Annotated in this window: 15 protein-coding genes; 12 read left to right on the plus strand and 3 right to left on the minus strand. The window is 63.5% G+C overall.

The features are described from left to right. Positions 1-59: 59 nt before the first annotated feature. Complete coding sequence (locus tag METH_RS25115) at positions 60-995, minus strand: LysR family transcriptional regulator (protein WP_024089212.1); 936 nt, start codon at positions 993-995, stop codon at positions 60-62. Positions 996-1,101: 106 nt separating this feature from the next. On the opposite strand from METH_RS25115, the gene METH_RS04415 reads away from it, so the two are divergent. The 6 genes from METH_RS04415 to METH_RS04440 all read left to right on the plus strand — a co-directional run bounded on the left by METH_RS04415 (position 1,102) and on the right by METH_RS04440 (position 8,389). Continuing rightward, the gene (locus tag METH_RS04415) at positions 1,102-3,567 is read left to right on the plus strand and encodes a CoA transferase (protein ID WP_024089213.1); all 2,466 of its coding nucleotides are present in this window, start codon (positions 1,102-1,104) and stop codon (positions 3,565-3,567) included. 219 nt (positions 3,568-3,786) lie between these two features. Continuing rightward, positions 3,787-4,620, plus strand: coding sequence for a cytochrome c oxidase subunit II (locus tag METH_RS04420; protein WP_024089214.1), 834 nt, complete (start codon positions 3,787-3,789; stop codon positions 4,618-4,620). A 182-nt stretch (positions 4,621-4,802) separates the two neighbouring features. Continuing rightward, positions 4,803-6,575 carry a cbb3-type cytochrome c oxidase subunit I gene (locus tag METH_RS04425; RefSeq protein WP_024089215.1) on the plus strand — a complete coding sequence of 591 codons (1,773 nt, stop codon included), beginning with the start codon at positions 4,803-4,805 and terminating at the stop codon, positions 6,573-6,575. Then, positions 6,572-7,270, plus strand: coding sequence for a cytochrome c oxidase subunit 3 (locus tag METH_RS04430; RefSeq protein WP_024089216.1), 699 nt, complete (start codon positions 6,572-6,574; stop codon positions 7,268-7,270). The genes METH_RS04425 and METH_RS04430 overlap by 4 nt, the downstream gene beginning before the upstream one ends. 12 nt (positions 7,271-7,282) lie before the next feature. Then, entirely contained in the window at positions 7,283-7,999 is a 717-nt protein-coding gene (locus METH_RS04435; RefSeq protein ID WP_024089217.1) for a heme-copper oxidase subunit III family protein, read from the plus strand. A gap of 9 nt (positions 8,000-8,008) precedes the next feature. Further along, complete coding sequence (locus METH_RS04440) at positions 8,009-8,389, plus strand: cytochrome C oxidase subunit IV family protein (protein ID WP_024089218.1); 381 nt, start codon at positions 8,009-8,011, stop codon at positions 8,387-8,389. A gap of 113 nt (positions 8,390-8,502) precedes the next feature. On the opposite strand, the gene katG is transcribed toward METH_RS04440, so the two are convergent. Continuing rightward, positions 8,503-10,710, minus strand: a complete 2,208-nt coding sequence (katG, locus tag METH_RS04445) for a catalase/peroxidase HPI (RefSeq protein WP_024089219.1) — start codon at positions 10,708-10,710, stop codon at positions 8,503-8,505. A 208-nt stretch (positions 10,711-10,918) separates the two neighbouring features. Here katG and METH_RS04450 point away from each other — a divergent pair, with 208 nt between their 5' ends. The 4 genes from METH_RS04450 (at position 10,919) to METH_RS04465 (ending at position 14,657) form a co-directional block, all read left to right on the plus strand. Beyond that, positions 10,919-11,836, plus strand: a complete 918-nt coding sequence (locus tag METH_RS04450) for a LysR substrate-binding domain-containing protein (RefSeq protein ID WP_024089220.1) — start codon at positions 10,919-10,921, stop codon at positions 11,834-11,836. Between the two features lie 201 nt (positions 11,837-12,037). Continuing rightward, positions 12,038-13,099, plus strand: a complete 1,062-nt coding sequence (locus tag METH_RS04455; protein ID WP_024089221.1) for a Hint domain-containing protein — start codon at positions 12,038-12,040, stop codon at positions 13,097-13,099. Between the two features lie 217 nt (positions 13,100-13,316). Further along, complete coding sequence (gene rpsD, locus METH_RS04460; RefSeq protein WP_024089222.1) at positions 13,317-13,937, plus strand: 30S ribosomal protein S4; 621 nt, start codon at positions 13,317-13,319, stop codon at positions 13,935-13,937. 150 nt (positions 13,938-14,087) lie between these two features. Further along, a complete protein-coding gene (locus METH_RS04465) occupies positions 14,088-14,657 on the plus strand; it encodes a PA14 domain-containing protein (protein WP_024089223.1) in 570 nt (189 codons plus the stop codon). Between the two features lie 60 nt (positions 14,658-14,717). Here the strand turns inward: METH_RS04465 and METH_RS04470 are convergent, their stop codons facing one another. Beyond that, positions 14,718-15,179: an Lrp/AsnC family transcriptional regulator gene (locus METH_RS04470; RefSeq protein WP_024089224.1), complete on the minus strand. Its 462-nt coding sequence runs from the start codon at positions 15,177-15,179 to the stop codon at positions 14,718-14,720. Positions 15,180-15,283: 104 nt separating this feature from the next. Here METH_RS04470 and METH_RS04475 point away from each other — a divergent pair, with 104 nt between their 5' ends. Both METH_RS04475 and METH_RS04480 read left to right on the plus strand, forming a co-directional pair. Then, entirely contained in the window at positions 15,284-16,708 is a 1,425-nt protein-coding gene (locus METH_RS04475) for an aminotransferase class V-fold PLP-dependent enzyme (RefSeq protein ID WP_024089225.1), read from the plus strand. A 169-nt stretch (positions 16,709-16,877) separates the two neighbouring features. Next, positions 16,878-18,524, plus strand: a complete 1,647-nt coding sequence (locus METH_RS04480) for a peptidoglycan-binding protein (protein ID WP_024089226.1) — start codon at positions 16,878-16,880, stop codon at positions 18,522-18,524. The last annotated feature ends 71 nt before the right edge of the window (positions 18,525-18,595 follow it).

Below are 18,595 nucleotides of genomic sequence, written 5' to 3' on the forward strand. Positions count from 1 at the left end.
AAAAGAGCTGCCCATCAGGGTGGTGCTGGGGCCGGAGGGAGAAATCCCTTCGGCCCTTTTCAGTCCGTGCCGGGCGGGAGGTGCCGGGGATCCGCTTGGTGTTTGAACCACTCCAGCATCCGCGCCAGCGCGCTGGCGCCGGCACCGGGCACACGGTGCTGCAGAAAATAACTGTGCGGCCGGTCCGAGACCGCAGGCCCCAGCCGCAGCACCTCGCCGCAGGCCAGCGCGTGATCGGCGATGCCGCTCCAGCCCAGCCCGATGCCTTCGCCGCGGCGCACCGACTGCAGCAGGAACGGGTAGGCGTCGAATTCTGCCGCCGTGCCTAACCGGGGCTGCGGCAGGCCGGCCTTGGCAAACCAGCCCTCCCAGGTCAAAAAACCGGAGCTGCCGGTATCGAAGTGCAGGAACAGCTCTGGCGGAAGCTGCGTGATATCCGCGGCTGCCTCGGGGTGGGCCTCCAGAAACCGGGGGCTGCAGACCGGGAAGGTTTCTGCCGCGATCAGCGGGAAATACGGCCGCTCCGGCATCCGCGCCGGGTCCCAGACCACCGCTGCATCCAAACGGCTGAGGTCGATATCGCCCAGCTGGTCGGTGGTTACCACCCGCACCCGGCCGCCGCCCAAATAAGCGCGCAGGTCCGAATAGCGCGGCATCAGCCATTGATCGGCAAAGCCAAAGGTGCAGGCCAGTGTCACCTCGTTTGTCTCCGGCGCGGCCAGAACCTCGCTCCAGGCCTGATCCACATGGCCCAGCCCCAGCGCTACGGCAGCCGCCAGCCGGTCCGCATTGGCTGTGGGCGTGATCCGGTTGTTGTTGCGCTCAAACAACGGCTGACGCAGCCGGTCCTCCAGCGTGGAGATATGGCGTGAGACGGCAGGCTGGCTCAGCCCCAGTTCCGCCGCAGCGCGCGAGAGGCTGGCATGGCGCACGGCCACCTCCAGAACCAGCAGGGAATTCAGTGATCCGGATGTGGGGCGTATCGAGCGTTCCATAGAAAATTGTTAGGGGAAGTATAGCTTCTGGGCCAGTGGATATTGCGGGAGGCAAAGATAGTCTGTGGCGGACTGAGATTTGACCGGCAACAGACAGAGACCTCCTATGCAGCAGCGCCCCCTTTCCCATATCCGCGTTCTCGACTTCGGCCATTATCTGGCCGGGCCTTTGACCGGCATGATGCTGGCCGACATGGGCGCCGAGGTGATCCGCATCACCCCGCCCGGCGGCACCGGATTTGACGGCCCGGCCTTTGACATGCTGTCGCGGGGCAAGCGGACGCTGGAGCTGGATCTGAAATCGCAGGAGGGCCGCGCCACTGCCATTGAACTCGCCAAACGCGCCGATGTGGTGATCGAGAATTTCCGCCCCGGCGTCATGGACCGCCTCGGCCTGGGGCGGGAGGTTCTGAGGGCCGCCAATGATCAGCTGGTGTATCTGTCGCTGCCGGGCTTTGCCTCCACCGATGCGGACCTGGCGGATTTGCCGGCCTGGGAGGCGGTGATCGCCGCCTATACCGGCCAGTTCACCGACATGGGGCTGAACCGCCGCCTGATGGGCATCAACCCGTCGTTTTCACCGCTGGCGCTGGCCTCGGCCTATGGGGCCAGCTTCGGTGCCATGTCGGTGCTGTTTGCCCTGAACGCCCGCGAGGCCAACGGCGGCGACCATATCGAGGTGCCGCTGGCCGCCGCCCTGCTGGAAGGCTTGGTCTATAACTGCGAACAGATCGAGGACTATCCCGAACGCTACAAATCCCCGCGCGAGGTGGAGCTGGACCGCCGCGAAGCCGAAGGGCTGCCGATGAACCTGAAATTCGGCGAGCTGTCAGAGTTCCTCGACCCCTTCTACCGCACCTATACCTGTGCCGACGGCCGCGGCTTTTATGTGGTGGCAGGTTCGGTCGCTGCCCACCCGCGGCGGGTGCTGGAGACCTTGGGGCTCAAGGACCTTGCGGACGAGCTGCCGGATTTCCCGGCTTATCTCGACACCAGGGACTGGCCCGCCGAATGGTCGATGCGCAATTACCCGGTGGGGCCGTCGGATCGGGCACGGGTGTCTTCCGCGATGAAAGCCGCCTTCCTGACCAAACCGTCACATGAGTGGGAAGCGCTGTTTGGTGCGGCCAAGGCGCCTGCCACCGCGCAGCGCTTCACCCGGGAATGGCTGGATGACCCGCATGCGCTGGCATCGGGGCTTGTGCTGCAGGTGGAGGACGCCAAACACGGGCTTATGCAACAGATGGGCAATGTGGCCTGGCTGGCAGGCGATAAGGCTGCGGCGCAGAAATCCAGCGCGGTTGAAGCCGATCTTGCCGCGCTTCTGGCGGAGCCGGAACGTGGCGGCGCGGGCGGGCAGGCGGGCCAGGGCTGGCTCGACGGGCTCAGGGTGCTGGACCTCACCAACGTGATTGCCGGGCCGACCATCGGCTCGACGCTTGCGCGGTTCGGCGCCGAGGTGACGCTGGTGCAGCCGGTGGAGCCGTCCGTGGATCCCTGGAACACCGTTGTCTTCGGCATCCACGCGCAGCGCGGCAAGGAGAGCATCCTGCTGAACCTGCGCACCGATGAGGGGCAGGAGGTGCTGGCCAAGCTGATTGCCGGGGCTGATGTGATCACCATGAATGGCACGGACGGGCAGCGGGACAAGCTGGGCCTGTCGCCGGAGCGGCTGGCGAGGCTCAACCCGCGCCTGATCCTGGTGCAGCTCGACGCCTTTGGCGGCCCCATGCGCGGGCCGAAGTCGGATCACCTGGGCTATGACGACCTGGCGCAGGCGGCAACCGGCGTGATGCTGCGCTTTGGCGGCGGTATGGACACGCCCGAGGAACACGCCCATTTCGGCACCATCGATGTCCTGACAGGTTTCTGCGCCTGTGTGGCGCTTGGCGGCGCGCTGCTGCGGCTGAAGGAGACCGGCAAGGGCGGGGTGGCGCGGGCATCGCTGGCAGCGGCCGGCAACCTGATTCAGGCGCAGTTCATGTACAGCCATGCGGGCAGGGCGCCCTTTGACGAGCCTTCGGGCCGCCAGGCCTTGGGCTGGGGGCCGTTCTACCACTGCTATCAGGCCGCCGACGGCTGGTTCTTTTTTGCCGCTCCCAGCGAGCGCGGCCGCGCATTGGCGCGGGTGGCAGAGCTGGCTGACTTGGCCGCGCTGCCGGAGGACCAGCTGCATGGCGCCTTGTCCGAACGCTTTGCCACTCAGCCGCTGGCCCACTGGCGCGCAGCCTTTGCCGGAACCTCTGCCGCCGCAGTGCCGCTGTCGTCGCTGCACGAGACCCGCGACGCGGCGCTGCAGCTGGAAAGCGCCGGCAGCATCGATCTGAAGCTGGCGACCTTCCGGGTGATTCGCCATGACCGGCATCCGATGCGCCGCTGGTGCGATCTGGTGGCGCCGAATGCGGTGCGCCCGCAAGCAGGCCGGATCACCATTCCGGGGCCTGCGCCGAAATACGGCGCGCACACCCGGGCCGTTCTGGCGCGGTCGGGCTACACGCCCGAACAAGCTGATGCGATGATCGCCAGCGGTGCCGCGGGGCAGGCGTGGTCGGAAAAATACCTGCCGGAATAAGCCTCGGAACTGCAGTCTTGCAGGGGATGGGGCGCCCGGCCCGGGCCCCCGTTTGGCCTTGCCGGAAATGCGGGGAAATGGAATTCCCCTGCCGCAAAAGGCGTAAAACTATCAGATTCTGGATTAATTTGTGAAACCGTAATATAGTGGCCTCTCATGCCAAATGAACCTGTGTGCCGGGCGTGCGGAAAAGTCCGGGCAGCAGGGAAAGGGGGCGGGATGCTGATTGCGGTCGTGCTTGTGCTGATCGTGGCGGGGTCTGTTGCGTTCCACCTGTTAAGTCCGTGGTGGTGGACGCCGATCGCGTCGAATTGGGACTATATCGACGATACGCTGGTTATAACCTTCTGGATCACCGGCGCGGTGTTTGCCGCGGTGGTCCTGTTCATGGCCTATTGCGTCTGGAAATTCCGCCACCGGCCCGGGCACAAGGCGGAATTCGACCCGGAAAACAAGCGGCTGGAGCTGTGGCTGACCGGGGTGACCGCTGTGGGCGTGGCCGCGATGCTGGTGCCCGGGCTGTTTGTGTGGAAGCAGTTCGTCACCGTGCCCGACGACGCCACTGAACTTGAAGTTTTCGGCCAGCAATGGAACTGGGCCTACCGGCTGCCCGGCGCTGACGGGGTGCTGGGCACCGCCGATGCGGAATGGGTGAACGGGGAAAACCCCTTGGGCGTCAATCCGCATGACCGCTTTGGCAAGGATGACCTCATCATCGAGGGCGGCGAGGTTTACCTGCCGGTCGGTAAACCGGTGAAACTGCTGCTGCGCTCGATCGATGTGCTGCACAATTTCTACGTGCCCGAGTTCCGCGCCAAGATGGACATGGTTCCGGGCATGGTCACCTACATCTGGCTCACCCCCACCCGCACCGGCGCGTTCGAAGTGCTTTGCGCCGAATACTGCGGCACGGCGCATCCCTTCATGCGCGGCTATGTGAGCGTTGTGGAGGAGGAGGAATACCAGGAGTGGCTGCAGGAGCAGCTGACTTTTGAAGAGTACGCAAGCGATGCGCAGGGCAAAGAAACAACCCGCGTTGCGCAACGCCAATAGATACCAAGGCCGAAGAGGCCCGGATTGGTTGGGGCGGGGGGCAGACCGCGGGCGGAAGCAAAGCGCCCGCTTCGTTTTGCCGGAGGGTTGCCTCCGGTTTGACGGGCGCGGCCCGGTGTGCCGCCGGACGGAACGATACAAGGATTGCACGGAATTGACCTGAACGCCCCGGGAGGAACGCAATGACCGACTACTTGCCTGACCCAGACAGCAATCTGCCGCCGCGCGAAGTTGCCGATGTGATGCCGCCGCATGCGCACAGCTGGATCGGCAAGTACGTCTTCTCGCAGGATGCCAAATACATCGCCCTCCAATACTCCGGCACCGCCATTGCAATCGGCATGGTGGCGCTGGTGCTGTCCTGGCTGATGCGGCTGCAGCTGGGCTTTCCCGGCCTCTTCGACTTCATCACGCCCGAGGCCTATTACCAGTTTGTCACCATGCACGGGATGATCATGGTGGTTTATCTGCTGACCGCGATCTTTCTGGGCGGGTTCGGCAACTACCTGATCCCCCTGATGGTCGGCGCGCGGGACATGGTGTTTCCCTTCGTCAATATGCTCAGCTACTGGATTTACCTGCTGGCGGTGCTGGTGCTGGTGGCCAGCTTCTTTGTCCCCGGCGGCCCCACCGGCGCGGGCTGGACGCTGTACCCGCCGCAGGCGGTGCTTTCCGGCACCCCGGGCGGCGCGCAGGGCGGCATCATCCTGATGCTGCTCTCGCTGATCCTGTTCATCATTGGCTTCACCATGGGCGGGCTGAACTATGCCGTCACCGTGCTGCAGGCCCGCACCCGCGGCATGACGATGATGCGGCTGCCGCTGACGGTCTGGGGGATCTTCACCGCAACCGTGATGGCATTGCTGGCGTTTCCGGCGCTGTTTGTGGCTTGCGTCATGATGCTGTTCGACCGGCTTCTGGGCACGTCGTTTTTCATGCCGACGCTGGTGGAGCTGGGCGAAAAGCTCAGCTACGGCGGCGGCAGCCCGATTGCGTTTCAGCATCTGTTCTGGTTTTTCGGCCACCCTGAAGTCTACATCGTCGCACTGCCCGCCTTTGGCATCGTCTCCGATCTGATTGCCGTGCATGCGCGCAAGACTGTGTTCGGCTACCGGATGATGGTCTGGGCGATCGTGATCATCGGGGCGCTCAGCTTTATCGTCTGGGCGCATCATATGTATGTCAGCGGCATGCACCCGTGGTTCGGCTTCTTCTTTGCCACCACCACGCTGATCATCGCCATTCCAACCGCGATCAAGGTCTACAACTGGGTGCTGACCCTGTGGAAGGGCGACATCCACCTGACCATCCCGATGCTGTTTGCGCTGGGCTTTATCGTGACCTTCGTGAACGGCGGGCTGACGGGGCTGTTCCTGGGCAATGTGGTGGTTGATGTGCCGCTGTCGGACACGATGTTTGTGGTCGCCCATTTCCACATGGTGATGGGGGTGGCGCCGATCATGGTGATCTTCGGCGCGATCTATCACTGGTATCCGCTAATGACCGGCCGGCTGCTGAACCAGGCAATGGGGCAGATCCATTTCTGGGTCACCTTCATCGGCGCCTATGCGATCTTCTTTCCGATGCATTACGTGGGGCTGGTCGGCGTGCCGCGGCGCTATTTTGAGATTGGCGAGCCGGAATTCCTCACCGCGCCGGTGGACGGGCTGAATGCCTTCATCTCCTCCGCTGCGCTGATTGTCGGCGCGGTGCAGCTGCTGTTCCTGTTCAATATCCTGTGGAGCCTGCGCCACGGGCGCGTCTCCGGCGGCAATCCCTGGCGGGCGACCTCGCTGGAATGGCATACCCCTGAAACCCCGCCCAGGCATGGCAATTGGGACGAGCTGCCCAATGTCTACCGCTGGGCCTATGACTACAGCGTGCCCGGCGCGGCTGAGGATTATGTCGCCCAGACTGATCCCTGGGTGCCGGATGGCGCGGGGCGGCGGCTGTGACGGTCATCCTGGCCTTCCTGGCGCTGGTGGCGCTGGCCGCGGGGCTATGGCTGTCGCAGCAGCACCTGGCCTCCAAGCCCTGGCTGGAAACCGGAATTGCGCCCTTGGCGGGCCATGGTCCGGGCCGTGCGCCGGGCATCATCTTCATAGCGGTCTTTGTAACGGTGATCGGCGGGCTGTTTTCCATGCTGGGCAGCGCCTTTGTCATGCAGATCGAAGAAACCCCGTGGGAGCTGGTACCGCTGCCGGGCCGGGTCTGGCTGAACACTGCGCTGCTGCTGCTGGCCAGCCTGTTCCTGCAATTTGTGGTGATTGCCGCGCGGGCAGGCACGCAGCGCTGGCTGCGCGGCAGCCTGATTGCCGCCAGTATCGCCACACTCGCCTTTCTGGCGGGGCAGGTGCAGGTGTGGATCACCTTGACCGATGGCGGCTACCCGCTGGACGGCACCCCGGCGGCGAGCTTCTTTTATCTGATCACCGGCTTGCACGGGCTGCACATGCTGGGCGGTATCATTGCGCTGGCGGTGATCTGCGCGCGCCATGCCGGGACCGGTGACGTCAGGGCGCTGCTGCCGGGTGTCCGGCTTTGCGCGCTTTACTGGCACGCGCTGCTGGCCTTCTGGCTGATGCTGTTTGCACTGCTGCAGGGCTGGGGCAATGCGTTTCTGGCGCTGTGCCGCGCGGTTGTGAGTTGAGGAGGGAGACCGATGGAACACCCATTGCAAGGCCAGGACCAGACGCTGCAGCAGCAGGGCCATAGCGGCTTTGCCGCCGATTGGGGGTCGGACCAGCGCGCCTTCAAGAAGGTCTCCTGGGGCAAAGCGATGATGTGGATCCTGCTGCTCAGCGACACTTTCATATTCGCCTGCTTCCTTGTCGCCTATCTGAACGCCCGCAACTCCACCACCGTGGAGTGGCCCAACGCCAGCGAGGTGTTTGCGCTGCATATCGGCGGCGCGAACCTGCCGCTGATCCTGATTGCCATCATGACCTTTGTGCTGATCTCCTCCTCCGGCACCATGGCGATGGCGGTGAACTGCGCCTACCGCAAGGCGCGCAAGGCCACTGCCGTGCTGATGCTGGCCACCGCCGCGCTGGGCGCGGCCTTTGTCGGCATGCAGGCATTTGAATGGTCCAAGCTGATTTCCGAAGGCGTGCGCCCCTGGGGCAACCCCTGGGGGGCCGAGCAATTCGGCGCCAGTTTCTTCATGATCACCGGCTTTCACGGCACCCATGTCACCATCGGGGTGATCTTCCTGATCATCGTCGCCCGCCGGGTCTGGCGCGGCGATTTCGATCGCGACCAGCGCAGCTGGATGTCGGCAGGCAACGGCGATTACGAGGCGGTGGAGATCATGGGGCTTTACTGGCACTTCGTCGACCTGGTCTGGGTCTTCATCTTTGCATTCTTCTATCTGTGGTAGGGGGCAGCCATGACACATTCACCGCAAACCATTGAGGCCGGAGAGATGGCGCACGACGAAGGCCAGCAGCATCCCATCAAACTCTACTTCTTTGTCTGGGGGCTGCTGTTCGTCCTCAGCGCCGCCTCCTACTGGGTGGATTATGCCCAGCTGCAGGGGCTGCTGCGCTGGAGTCTGATCCTGATCTTCATGACGCTGAAGGCAGGGCTGATCATTGCCGTCTTCATGCATATGGCCTGGGAGCGTCTGGCGCTGATCTATGCCATCCTGCTGCCGCCGCTGGCGGTGATCGGGCTGCTGGCGATATTGATCATCGAGTCGGACTATACGGCTCAGACCCGGGTGATCGAATTCGGGCAGGGGGCGGTAGCTGCTGCAGAAGAGAATTGAACCGCCCGGCCACTGGCCAGGCAGCGCCTGACCTCCGTTCTGTGTTCAGGAGATTGCAACGGAATTGGCGCCCCGGTTTCCCGGAGCGCCTGATTTCCTGGGCATGAACCGGCTTACGCAGCCAGATCAAACCGGTCCGCATTCATCACCTTGACCCAGGCCGCAACAAAGTCCTGGACAAAGGCGGCTTCGCCATCCGCCTGGGCATAAACCTCGGACAATGCCCGCAGCTGCGAGTTGGAGCCGAACACCAGATCGGCGCGGGTGGCGGTCCATTTCACCGCCCCGCTGGCGCGATCACGGCCTTCATAGGTGCCGTCCTCTGCCGGTTTCCACTCCACACCCATATCGACAATATTGGTGAAGAAGTCGGTGCTGAGCAAGCCGGCCCGCTCGGTGAACACCCCGTGCCCGGAACCGCCGTGATTGGCACCCAGCACCCGCAGGCCGCCGATCAGCGCGGTCATTTCCGGCGCGCCAAGGGTCAGAAGCTGCGCCCGGTCCACCAGCATCTTCTCAGCCGGGACGCTATAGGCGGCCTTCTGGTAGTTGCGGAAACCATCGGCCTCCGGCTCCAGCACGGCAAAGCCCTCGGCGTCGGTCTGCTCCTGGGATGCGTCTGTACGGCCCGGTGTGAACGGCACCGAAACCGGGTGGCCTGCCGCCTTGGCAGCCTCTTCCACGCCGGCGCCGCCCGCCAGCACGATCAGATCCGCCATCGAGATCTTTTTGCCGCCGGCGGCGCTTGCGTTGAACTCGGACTGGACGCCTTCCAGGGTGTTCAGAACCGTGGCCAGCTGCTCCGGCTGGTTCACCTCCCAGTCCTTTTGCGGCGCCAGGCGGATGCGGCCGCCATTGGCCCCGCCGCGCTTGTCCGAGCTGCGGAAGGTCGAGGCCGAGGCCCAGGCGGTGGAGACCAGTTCAGCAACCGACAGCCCGGTCGCCAGGATATTTGCCTTCAGCTGCGCGGCATCCTGTTCGTCCACCAGCGCGTGATCCACTGGCGGCAACGGATCCTGCCAGATCAGGTCTTCAGCGGGCACCTCGCTGCCCAGATAGCGCGATTTCGGCCCCATGTCGCGGTGGCACAGCTTGAACCAGGCACGGGCAAAGGCGTCCGCGAATTTTTCCGGATTGGCGTGGAAATCGCGGGAAATCTTTTCATAGACCGGGTCCATGCGCAGTGACATGTCGGCGGTGGTCATCATCGGCGGGTGCGTCTTGCCCGGCTCATGGGCGTCGGCCACCATATGCTCGGGCTTCACGTCCTGCGCCTGCCACTGATTGGCGCCCGCCGGGCTTTTGACCAGTTTCCACTCATAGCCGAACAGCACGTCGAAATAGCCCATATCCCAGGTGGTGGGGTTCGGCTTCCAGGCGCCTTCGATGCCGCTGGTGGTGGTATCGGCCGCATTGCCCTTGCCGTGCGAGTTCAACCAGCCAAGCCCCATGTGTTCGATATCCGCGCCTTCCGGCTCAACGCTGACCAGCTCGGGATCGCCGGCACCATGCGCCTTGCCGAAGGTATGGCCGCCTGCAACCAGCGCCACGGTTTCCTCGTCATTCATCCCCATGCGGGCAAAGGTCTCGCGCACATCCAGGCCCGAGGCGATCGGGTCCGGATTGCCGTCAGGGCCTTCCGGGTTCACGTAGATCAGCCCCATCTGCACCGCCGCCAGAGGATTTTCCAGATCCCGCTCGCCGGAATAGCGGCTGTTCGGCTGATCGCTGGTGGCCAGCCATTCGGTTTCAGAGCCCCAGTAGACATCTTCCTCCGGCTCCCAAACGTCTTCGCGGCCGCCGCCAAAGCCGAACACCGGGCCGCCCATGGATTCAATGGCGCAATTGCCGGCCAGGATCATCAGATCCCCCCAGGAGATCTTGTTGCCGTACTTCTGCTTCACCGGCCACAGCAGGCGGCGGGCCTTGTCCAGGTTGCCATTGTCCGGCCAGCTGTTCAGCGGCGCAAAGCGCTGGTTGCCGGTGCCGCCGCCGCCGCGGCCATCCGCGCTGCGGTAGGTTCCCGCGCTGTGCCAGGCCATGCGGATGAACAGCGGCCCGTAATGGCCGTAATCTGCGGGCCACCAATCCTGGCTGTCGGTCATCAGCGCGAAAAGATCCTGTTTCACCGCCTTCAGATCCAGCTTCTTGAATTCCTCGGCGTAGTTGAAATCAGCCCCCATCGGGTTCGACTTGGGCGCATGCTGGTGCAGCACATTCAGATTCAGCAGGTTCGGCCACCAATGTTTGTTGGTGGTGCCGCCGGCTGCGGCAGCGCCGTGAAACACCGGGCATTTTCCTGCAGGTGTATTTCCGTCCATTTGTGTCTCCGATCGTGGCTTCAAATTGTTGAACTGCCTCGCGGCAGTAACGTTCCCGGATCGCTCCAGCAGCACGCGCGCCGCCTGAAAATGCATTTGGCGCCAAGACTGCAGTTGCCGGGATTCCCTGTCTTCCTGCAGAGGAGGCTAGCAGGGAAATTCGATTGGATTAAGTTGCATTTATTCATCGCAGTGATAATGAAATCCTATGATAAACGTGACCCTTCGCCAGATGCGTTATTTCGAAGCGCTGGCCCAGCACCGCCATTTCGGCCGCGCGGCAGATGCCTGCGCAGTGTCGCAGCCCGCTTTGTCGGTTCAGATCAAGGAATTGGAGGAAGCGCTGGGGGTGCAGCTGGTCGAGCGCGGCGCCCGTCAGGTGCGGCTCACCAGCCTGGGCGAGGATCTGGCGGTGCGGGTGCGCGGTGTCCTGCGCTCGGTGGATGAGCTGGGCGAGCTGGCGCGGGCGTCCCGCGACGGGCTGGCGGGGCGGCTTCGGATCGGGGTGATTCCCACCATCGCGCCGTATCTGCTGCCGTCCATCGTCGGCAACCTGGCCCGCCAGTACCCGGAGGCTGACATCCGTGTGCGCGAAACCGTGACACCGAAACTGCTCGAGGAACTGGCCGAGGGGCGGCTGGATACCGCGATCGTGGCGCTGCCGGTTTCCGAACCCGCCTTTGAGGAAGTCGCGCTGTTTAAGGAGGACTTTGTGCTGGTGCGCCCCGGCGAGGACAGCGGCAAGCCGGTTCCCGGCCCCGAGGGTTTGCGCGAAATGCGCCTGCTGCTGCTGGAGGAGGGGCATTGCTTCCGGGATCAGGCGCTGTCGTTCTGCAACATGCAGTCGGCGGCCCCGCGCGAGCTGCTGGACGGCAGCTCGCTGTCGACATTGGTGCAGATGGTCAGCGCCGGAATCGGCGTTACGCTGATTCCCGAAATGGCCGTCCCGGTCGAGACCCGCTCGGCCGTTGTCTCGGTCGCGCGCTTCCGGGACCCTCAGCCGGCCCGCAGCATTGGCATGATCTGGCGCCGCAGCAATCCGCTCGCGCGGCAGCTGCTGCAGGTGGCAGAGGTGGTGCGCCAGGCCGCGCAGGCCTTGCGCTCCAGCTATAGTCCGCTGATCTGAAACCGCTTTGTTGCGTGTTCGGGGACAATCATCCGCCTTGTTTTCCAGCGATCGAGCGCCGCCAAATCCGCGGAAACCGGATGAGGGTTGGTGCGGAAAGGGCACGCTCACAACCGTTTTACGGCACTGCTGTTTCAGGCCGGAAGATGAATTGTTAACTCCTCGTTAACAAATAACGAACTTAAGCAGGCATACAGGCAGATGAAGACGGGCTTTCGAGGCACGTTTGTCGTTTCCTGGTCGCAGACCGAGATTGACGGCCTTCCGGCGGCACCGGTTGAGGCTCTTGATGTAGGGGCAGCTTGGTCCTGGCATGGCGATGCTGTGCGGGTGGACGGGCCGACAGAGCTGTTGCGGCTGGAGATTGCAGATGGCGAGGCAGATTTGCGCCGCCGGGCAGCGCGCTCGGTGCGGCGGCTGGTCGGTGCGGCGGTTCAAAACCGGACCGATGTCGATGCGGTCGAGGTGGATGAGCCGCTGATGGACAGCAGCTTTACCGTGACCAACGGCGTCCAGAGTTTCACCGTGACACTGATAGAGACGGGGCCGGGGCAACCGCCGCTGTTGATGTTCGTCGATGATTTGCCGCCGCGCGGCACTGACCTGTGGGTGGTGCATCATTCGCTGTGCACCGCCGGCGCGGACCGTCCGCAAGGCGAAACCGGTGTGGTCTGCTTTACCCCGGGCACCCTGATCGCAACGCCTGGCGGCCCGAAACGGGTCGAGGCGCTGCGCGAGGGCGAAAAGGTGCAGACCCGCGACAACGGCGCTCAGGAAATCCTGTGGATCGGCTCCCGCCGGATCAGCGGTGCCCGGTTGTATGTGATGCCGCGGCTGCGCCCGATCCGCATTCATGCCGGCGCCCTGGGCATCGACCGGCCCGAGCAGGAGCTGCTGGTCTCGCCTGATCACCGGATGCTCTTGCGCGGCGACCGGGTGCGGGCGCTGTTCAACACGCCCGAAGTTCTGGTGGCGGCCGGCGATCTGGTCAATGGCCGCACAATCCTGCCCGATGCCTCGGTGCGGCAGGCAACCTATATCCACATCATGCTGGAGAACCACCAGGTGCTTTGGGCCAACGGGGTCGAAACCGAAAGCTTCCACCCCTCCAATGCATCCCTGACGGCGCTCAGCGGCAGCGACCGGGCGCGGCTGTTCCATCTGCACCCCGGGCTGGAACGCAATCCGCTCGCCTACGGCGCTTATGCCCGCCGCAACCTCAGCGCGTCCGAAGCTGCGATTCTGGGCCACGAGGCAGCCTGAGCCCTTGGCCGCAGGGGGATTAAGCGCTATTTCAAGCCTGGAGCCGGCCCTGGGTGCAAGTTTTCACGCCTGGCCCGCCCAAGCCGTGTTGACTCTGCCCCCTCCCACTATATAAGCGCGTCTTCATTGGTGTTGGTGGACCCCGCAAGGGGTTTCCTGTCATGCCGCAAGGCAAGAGGACAACGCCCTTCGAAACGATAAACGAAGGAGACCAGCCGTGACCAAACGCACGTCTGCCAAGTACAAGATCGACCGCCGCATGGGCGAAAACATCTGGGGCCGTCCGAAGTCCCCGGTCAACCGCCGCGACTACGGCCCCGGCCAGCACGGCCAGCGCCGCAAGGGTAAACTGTCCGACTTCGGCATCCAGCTGCGCGCCAAGCAGAAGCTCAAGGGCTACTACGGCGACCTGACCGAAAAGCAGTTCCGCCGCATCTACGGCGAAGCCGTGCGTGTGAACGGCGACACCGGTGAAAACCTTATCGGCCTGCTCGAGCGCCGCCTGGACGCCGTTGTCTACCGTGCCAAGTTTGTTGCAACCGTCTTTGCGGCCCGCCAGTTCGTGAACCACGGCCACGTGACCGTGAACGGCAAGCGCGTCAACATCCCCTCCTACCGCGTGAAAGAGGGCGACGTGATCGAAGTCCGCGACAAGTCCAAGCAGATGGTTGCCGTTCTGGAAGCCACCCAGCTGGCCGAGCGCGACGTTCCCGATTACATCGAAGCCGACCACTCCAAGCTGAAGGCAACCTTCGTGCGCACCCCCGCCCTGGGCGACGTGCCGTACCCGGTTCTGATGGAGCCGAACCTGGTCGTCGAATTCTACGCCAAGAACTAAGCCTGCTGCCGTCACGGCACATGGCGGAAGGGCTGTCCTGCGGGGCAGCCCTTTTTCGTTTCCCTCAGCCCGGCGCCAGTCTTGGTAAAACCCGGTAGCCCTGCGCGCCGCCGGCCACTATCCTGCCTGTGAAGCGACAGGGAGTGAGTGATGAAAACCTATCTGAAGGCCGCCGCTGCGATTGCCGTGTTGACCGCCGCCGCCGCAGGCGCTGCGCCGCTGAAGCTGACGCCGGCAGACCCGCAGCCCGCCAGCGTCACGCCAGGGCTGGCCGTCGTCTATGCCTATCCCAACGATGTGAAAACGTTGGCCGAGGCGTCCTCGGCGCTGAAAATCTCCAGCGAGCCGGGCCGGCCCCTTGCGGGCCTCGACAACCGCGACACGCAAGAGGGGCAGAAAACGCTCACCTCCAAACAGGCGCTGAACGTGGTGGCCCGGATCACCGGCTATGTAAAGATCGACCAGCCCGGCATCCACACTATCGACTTTCTCACCAATGACGGGCTGCGTGCCAGGGTCGGCGGCCAGGTGGTGGGCGAATTCGATGGCCGCCAGTCCTGCGACAGCACCATCCTGACCGAAGTGGAGGTGCCCTCGGCCGGCTGGTACCCGGTTGATATCCTTTACTTCCAGCGCCTTGGCACGGCCTGCCTGCATATGCGCATGGGGCCGGACGGCAAGCGCCCGAAATGGATGAAGGACAGCGCCTTCGGGCACTGACCGGCCGCCGCGTCTTTCTGGTTTGAAATGCTCCGGGGCAGTGCCCCCTCAGCCTGCGGGCTAAAGCGGCAGCGGCCGCCCTTCGGCAATCGCTTCCATCGCAAAATAAGAGGTCACGCTGTCCAGCTCGACCCCTGAAATCAGCTGCTGATACACCCTGTCATAGCTGGCCATATCCTCGGTCACCACTTTCAGCTGGTAGTCGTAGTCGCCGCCGATGCGGTGAAAATCCACCACCTCGGGAATCGTCAGCACATGGCGGCGGAACTTTTGCAGCCAGTCCGCCGAATGATGCCGGGTGCGCAGCAGCACGAAGACCACCAGATCCAGCCCCAGCTGCTTGCGGTCCAGCCGCGCGGTGGACCCCTTCAGCAGTCCGCTGTCATTCAGTGCTTTCAGCCGCCGCCAGCAGGCGTTCTGCGACAGCCCCACCCGGTCGGCCAGTTCCCGCTGCGACAGGCTGGCGTCCTGCTGCAGTGCCCGCAGGATGGCGCGGTCAATATGATCGGCTTTTTTGGTCATATGTTGATCATATGACACCAAAAATTCTCATACAACTCAGTAAATGATTAAGTTATCGCGCTAAAACCCGTTCATTCTTCCTCAACAGATTACGGAGGCGCGATATGACCCTGGCAGCATTCAAAACCACCATCCGGCAGGCGGCCCAAAGCGGCGCCCTGGGCCGCAGCGTGATCGGCGACGGGGTGATGATCCCTGGCCTCGATGGCGAGGTGCCGCTGGTCTATGCCGACTACGTCGCCTCCGGCCGGGCGTTGCGCCAGGTCGAGGATTATGTGGCGGGCCAGGTGCTGCCCTTCTATGCCAATTCCCATACCGAGGCGTCTTATTGCGGCACCCGGATGACCCGCCTGCGCCGCGAGGCCCGCAGCGAGATTGCCCGCATGACCGGCGCCACCGGGGAGGATGCGGTGATTTTCACCGGATCAGGCGCCACCGCCGGGCTCAACCGGCTGGTCAGCCTGTTCGGCGTGAACGAGGCCGTCCGCCCGGTTGTCTTCATCGGCCCCTATGAACACCACTCCAACATCCTGCCCTGGCGCGAAAGCAAGGCGGAGGTGGTGGAAATCCCCGAGGCTGCCGGGGGCGGGGTTGACCTGGCAGTTCTGGAGCGCGTCCTGAAACAGCACGCGGGCAGCGACCTCAAAATCGGCAGTTTCTCTGCCGCCTCCAACGTCACCGGCATCCTGACCGATCCCGACCCCATCAGCCGCCTGCTGCACGCGCACGGCGCACTGGCGGTCTGGGACTATGCCGGCGGCGGGCCGTACCTGCCAATCGACATGGGGCAGGGCGGCGCGGCGCGCAAAGATGCCGTTGTGGTTTCGCCGCACAAATTTCCGGGCGGCCCCGGTGCCTCGGGTGTGCTGGTGGTCAACGCAGGCGCAGTGCGCCGCCGCTGCCCGTCCTGGCCGGGCGGGGGCACCGTCAGCTTTGTGTCGCCGTGGCAGCATGAATACAGCCTCGACCTTGCGGCCCGCGAAGAGGCCGGCACACCGAATGTAATCGGCGATATCCGCGCAGCGCTGGCCTTTCTGGTGAAAGAGGCGGTCGGCCAGGAGCAGATCGAAGCCCGTGAAGCCAAGTTCGCTGACATGGCCTGGGCGGGCTGGTCCGGCAATCCGCAGCTGCAGATCCTGGGCCACCGCGATGCGCACCGGCTGCCGATCTTCTCCTTTCTGGTTTCGGACGGTGCGGGCAAGCCGGTGCACCAGCAGCTGTTCACCCGGATGCTGAGCGACGTCTACGGCATCCAGGCCCGCGGCGGCTGCGCCTGTGCAGGGCCCTATGCACACCGGTTGCTGGGCATTGGCCAGCCGGAGTCGGAAAGGCTGTTTGCTGATCTGAAGGCTGGCGAGGAAATGAAGAAACCCGGCTGGGTCCGGCTCAACTTTTCCTATCTGATGGAGGAGGAGACCGCGCAATACGTCATTGATTGCGTCAACGATCTGACCCGAAGGGCAGGGGCGCTTGCCGCCCGCTACAATTCCGATCCTGAAACCGCGCGGTTCACGGCGCTGGTCGCCTAAGCCAAGCAAACGGGGTGCTTTCCCGGGCCTGGGAAGCACCTCGCATGCCGTTAATATGTAGGTATCGACTCCCGGTTATTAAAGGGGAATATGCAGGTCAAATCCCCCGCGACTGCGCGGAGGGATGCGTGGCACGCTGAAACCGTATTTTATTGATTGGAGCACTGTCATGGCCCTTAAGCTTTCTGCCCCGGTTGGTGACAAGAAACGGATCACCAAACCAGACCCCAAGACCGGCGAGAGCAAATTCAAGCCAGTCAAAAACGCCCCCGCAGATGTCGAGCTGGTCCGCCTGATGCTTAAGGCAAACGGCTATTCCATTGAAGTCAGCACCAAATGCGACGCCGGGCTGATCAGTATGATCAAGGATTTTCAGAAAAAGAAGCTGGGTTTCAAAAAGCCTGACGGTATTGTCGATCCCGGCATGCGCACTTGGAATGCGGGCCTGCCAAAACTGGCGGCGCAGCATTCTGCCGACGCCAAGGTGGAGCGGATTGAAGTTGTCGAGAACGGCAAGACCAAGCTGATCACCGTGGCCGAGTTCGAAGCCGGGCAGGAGGAGCTGCGGCGCAAGCTGCTGGCCAAGGCCAACATGATGTACGGCCAGGCGGAATCCTGGGTTGATTTCTGTAACGAGGTCGAAAGCACCCGCCAGGGCAACGAAACCTTCCTGAACGCGCTGACGGAATTCGCGGTCAGCGTCGTCAACGACAAGACCGACCCGCCCTGGACGCCGATCCTGAACGCGCGGTCTGAATCCAGCCTGCTGAAAACATTTGTCAGCAAAAAGAAACCGGACTGGAAAAAAGTCTATAAACAAGATGTTAAAGCATCCAAAGCCTATAACACCGGCGGCAAGGCCTTCAAGAAATTCATTGATCAGCGGATCGCCACGGCCGGCGGCATCGTCTGGAAGCTGGAAGTGGTGCGCGAGGTCTCCTTTGCCGTCGTCGAAACCTATATGACGGCCCGTCTTGTGGCGACCAAGGGCATGTCCCCGGCCAAGGCCCACGCCATCGCCGCGGCCAGCACCGAGGGACTGAAATCCAGCGCCGGCCAGCTGGGCGAGCATCTGGCGGGCAACAAGGTGACCTGGGACGGGGCGGCCAAGAAAGTCTTCATCGACAGTTTCATCGCCGGTCTTGCGGGGGCTGCCGGCGGTAAGCTGACCGCCAAGCTGTCGGCAGGACTCGCTGACGATCTGGCCAAGGCCGCAGCCTCGAAACTCTCGCGCGAGTTCCCGAAAAAGGCGGTAAAGGTTTTCTTTGAGAAGTTTCTGAAATCCAAAGCCGGCGAAACCATGGTGACCGAGGCGCTGAAGGAAACCATCGGCCTGGCCAAGCCCTTGATCGAAAAGGGCCGCCCGCCGAACACCAAGGAGATCAAGGAAAGCATTGCCAAGATCCTGACCGCGGGCATCATGTCGGCTGGTGCCGGCAAGGCATTGGACAAATTCTCCTCGGGCTTCACCGGTGCGGCCGAAAAATTCCTCAAGACCAAACTGGCCCCTGCTGCCATGGAGGGCGCGGTCAAGAAGGATCTGATCGCCAAATACGGCACCAAGGCGACCGAGGATTTCATCAAGCTGCACGGCGACGCGATCTATGGCGAGATTGCCAAGCAGATCTCTGGCAAGTCATTCAGCAAATACGCAGGCGAAGTGCTGACCAGCTCGGACGGCTCGCAATCGGCCTCGACCATGCAGAAGCAGGCCAATGAGGCGATGCGCAAGGACATGGATCTGCGCAAGAAGATCCAGCAAATCATCATGGCCGAAGCCAAACGCAAGATGCCCAAGACGGCAGCGGCGCATTAACGCCGGCAGCACCGTCATTGGGGGCTGCTGCTCGGGGGGGGCGGCGGCACGGGGGAAGCGTCATCTTGGTG

The sequence above is a fragment of the Leisingera methylohalidivorans DSM 14336 genome (assembly GCF_000511355.1).
Lineage (GTDB): Bacteria > Pseudomonadota > Alphaproteobacteria > Rhodobacterales > Rhodobacteraceae > Leisingera > Leisingera methylohalidivorans.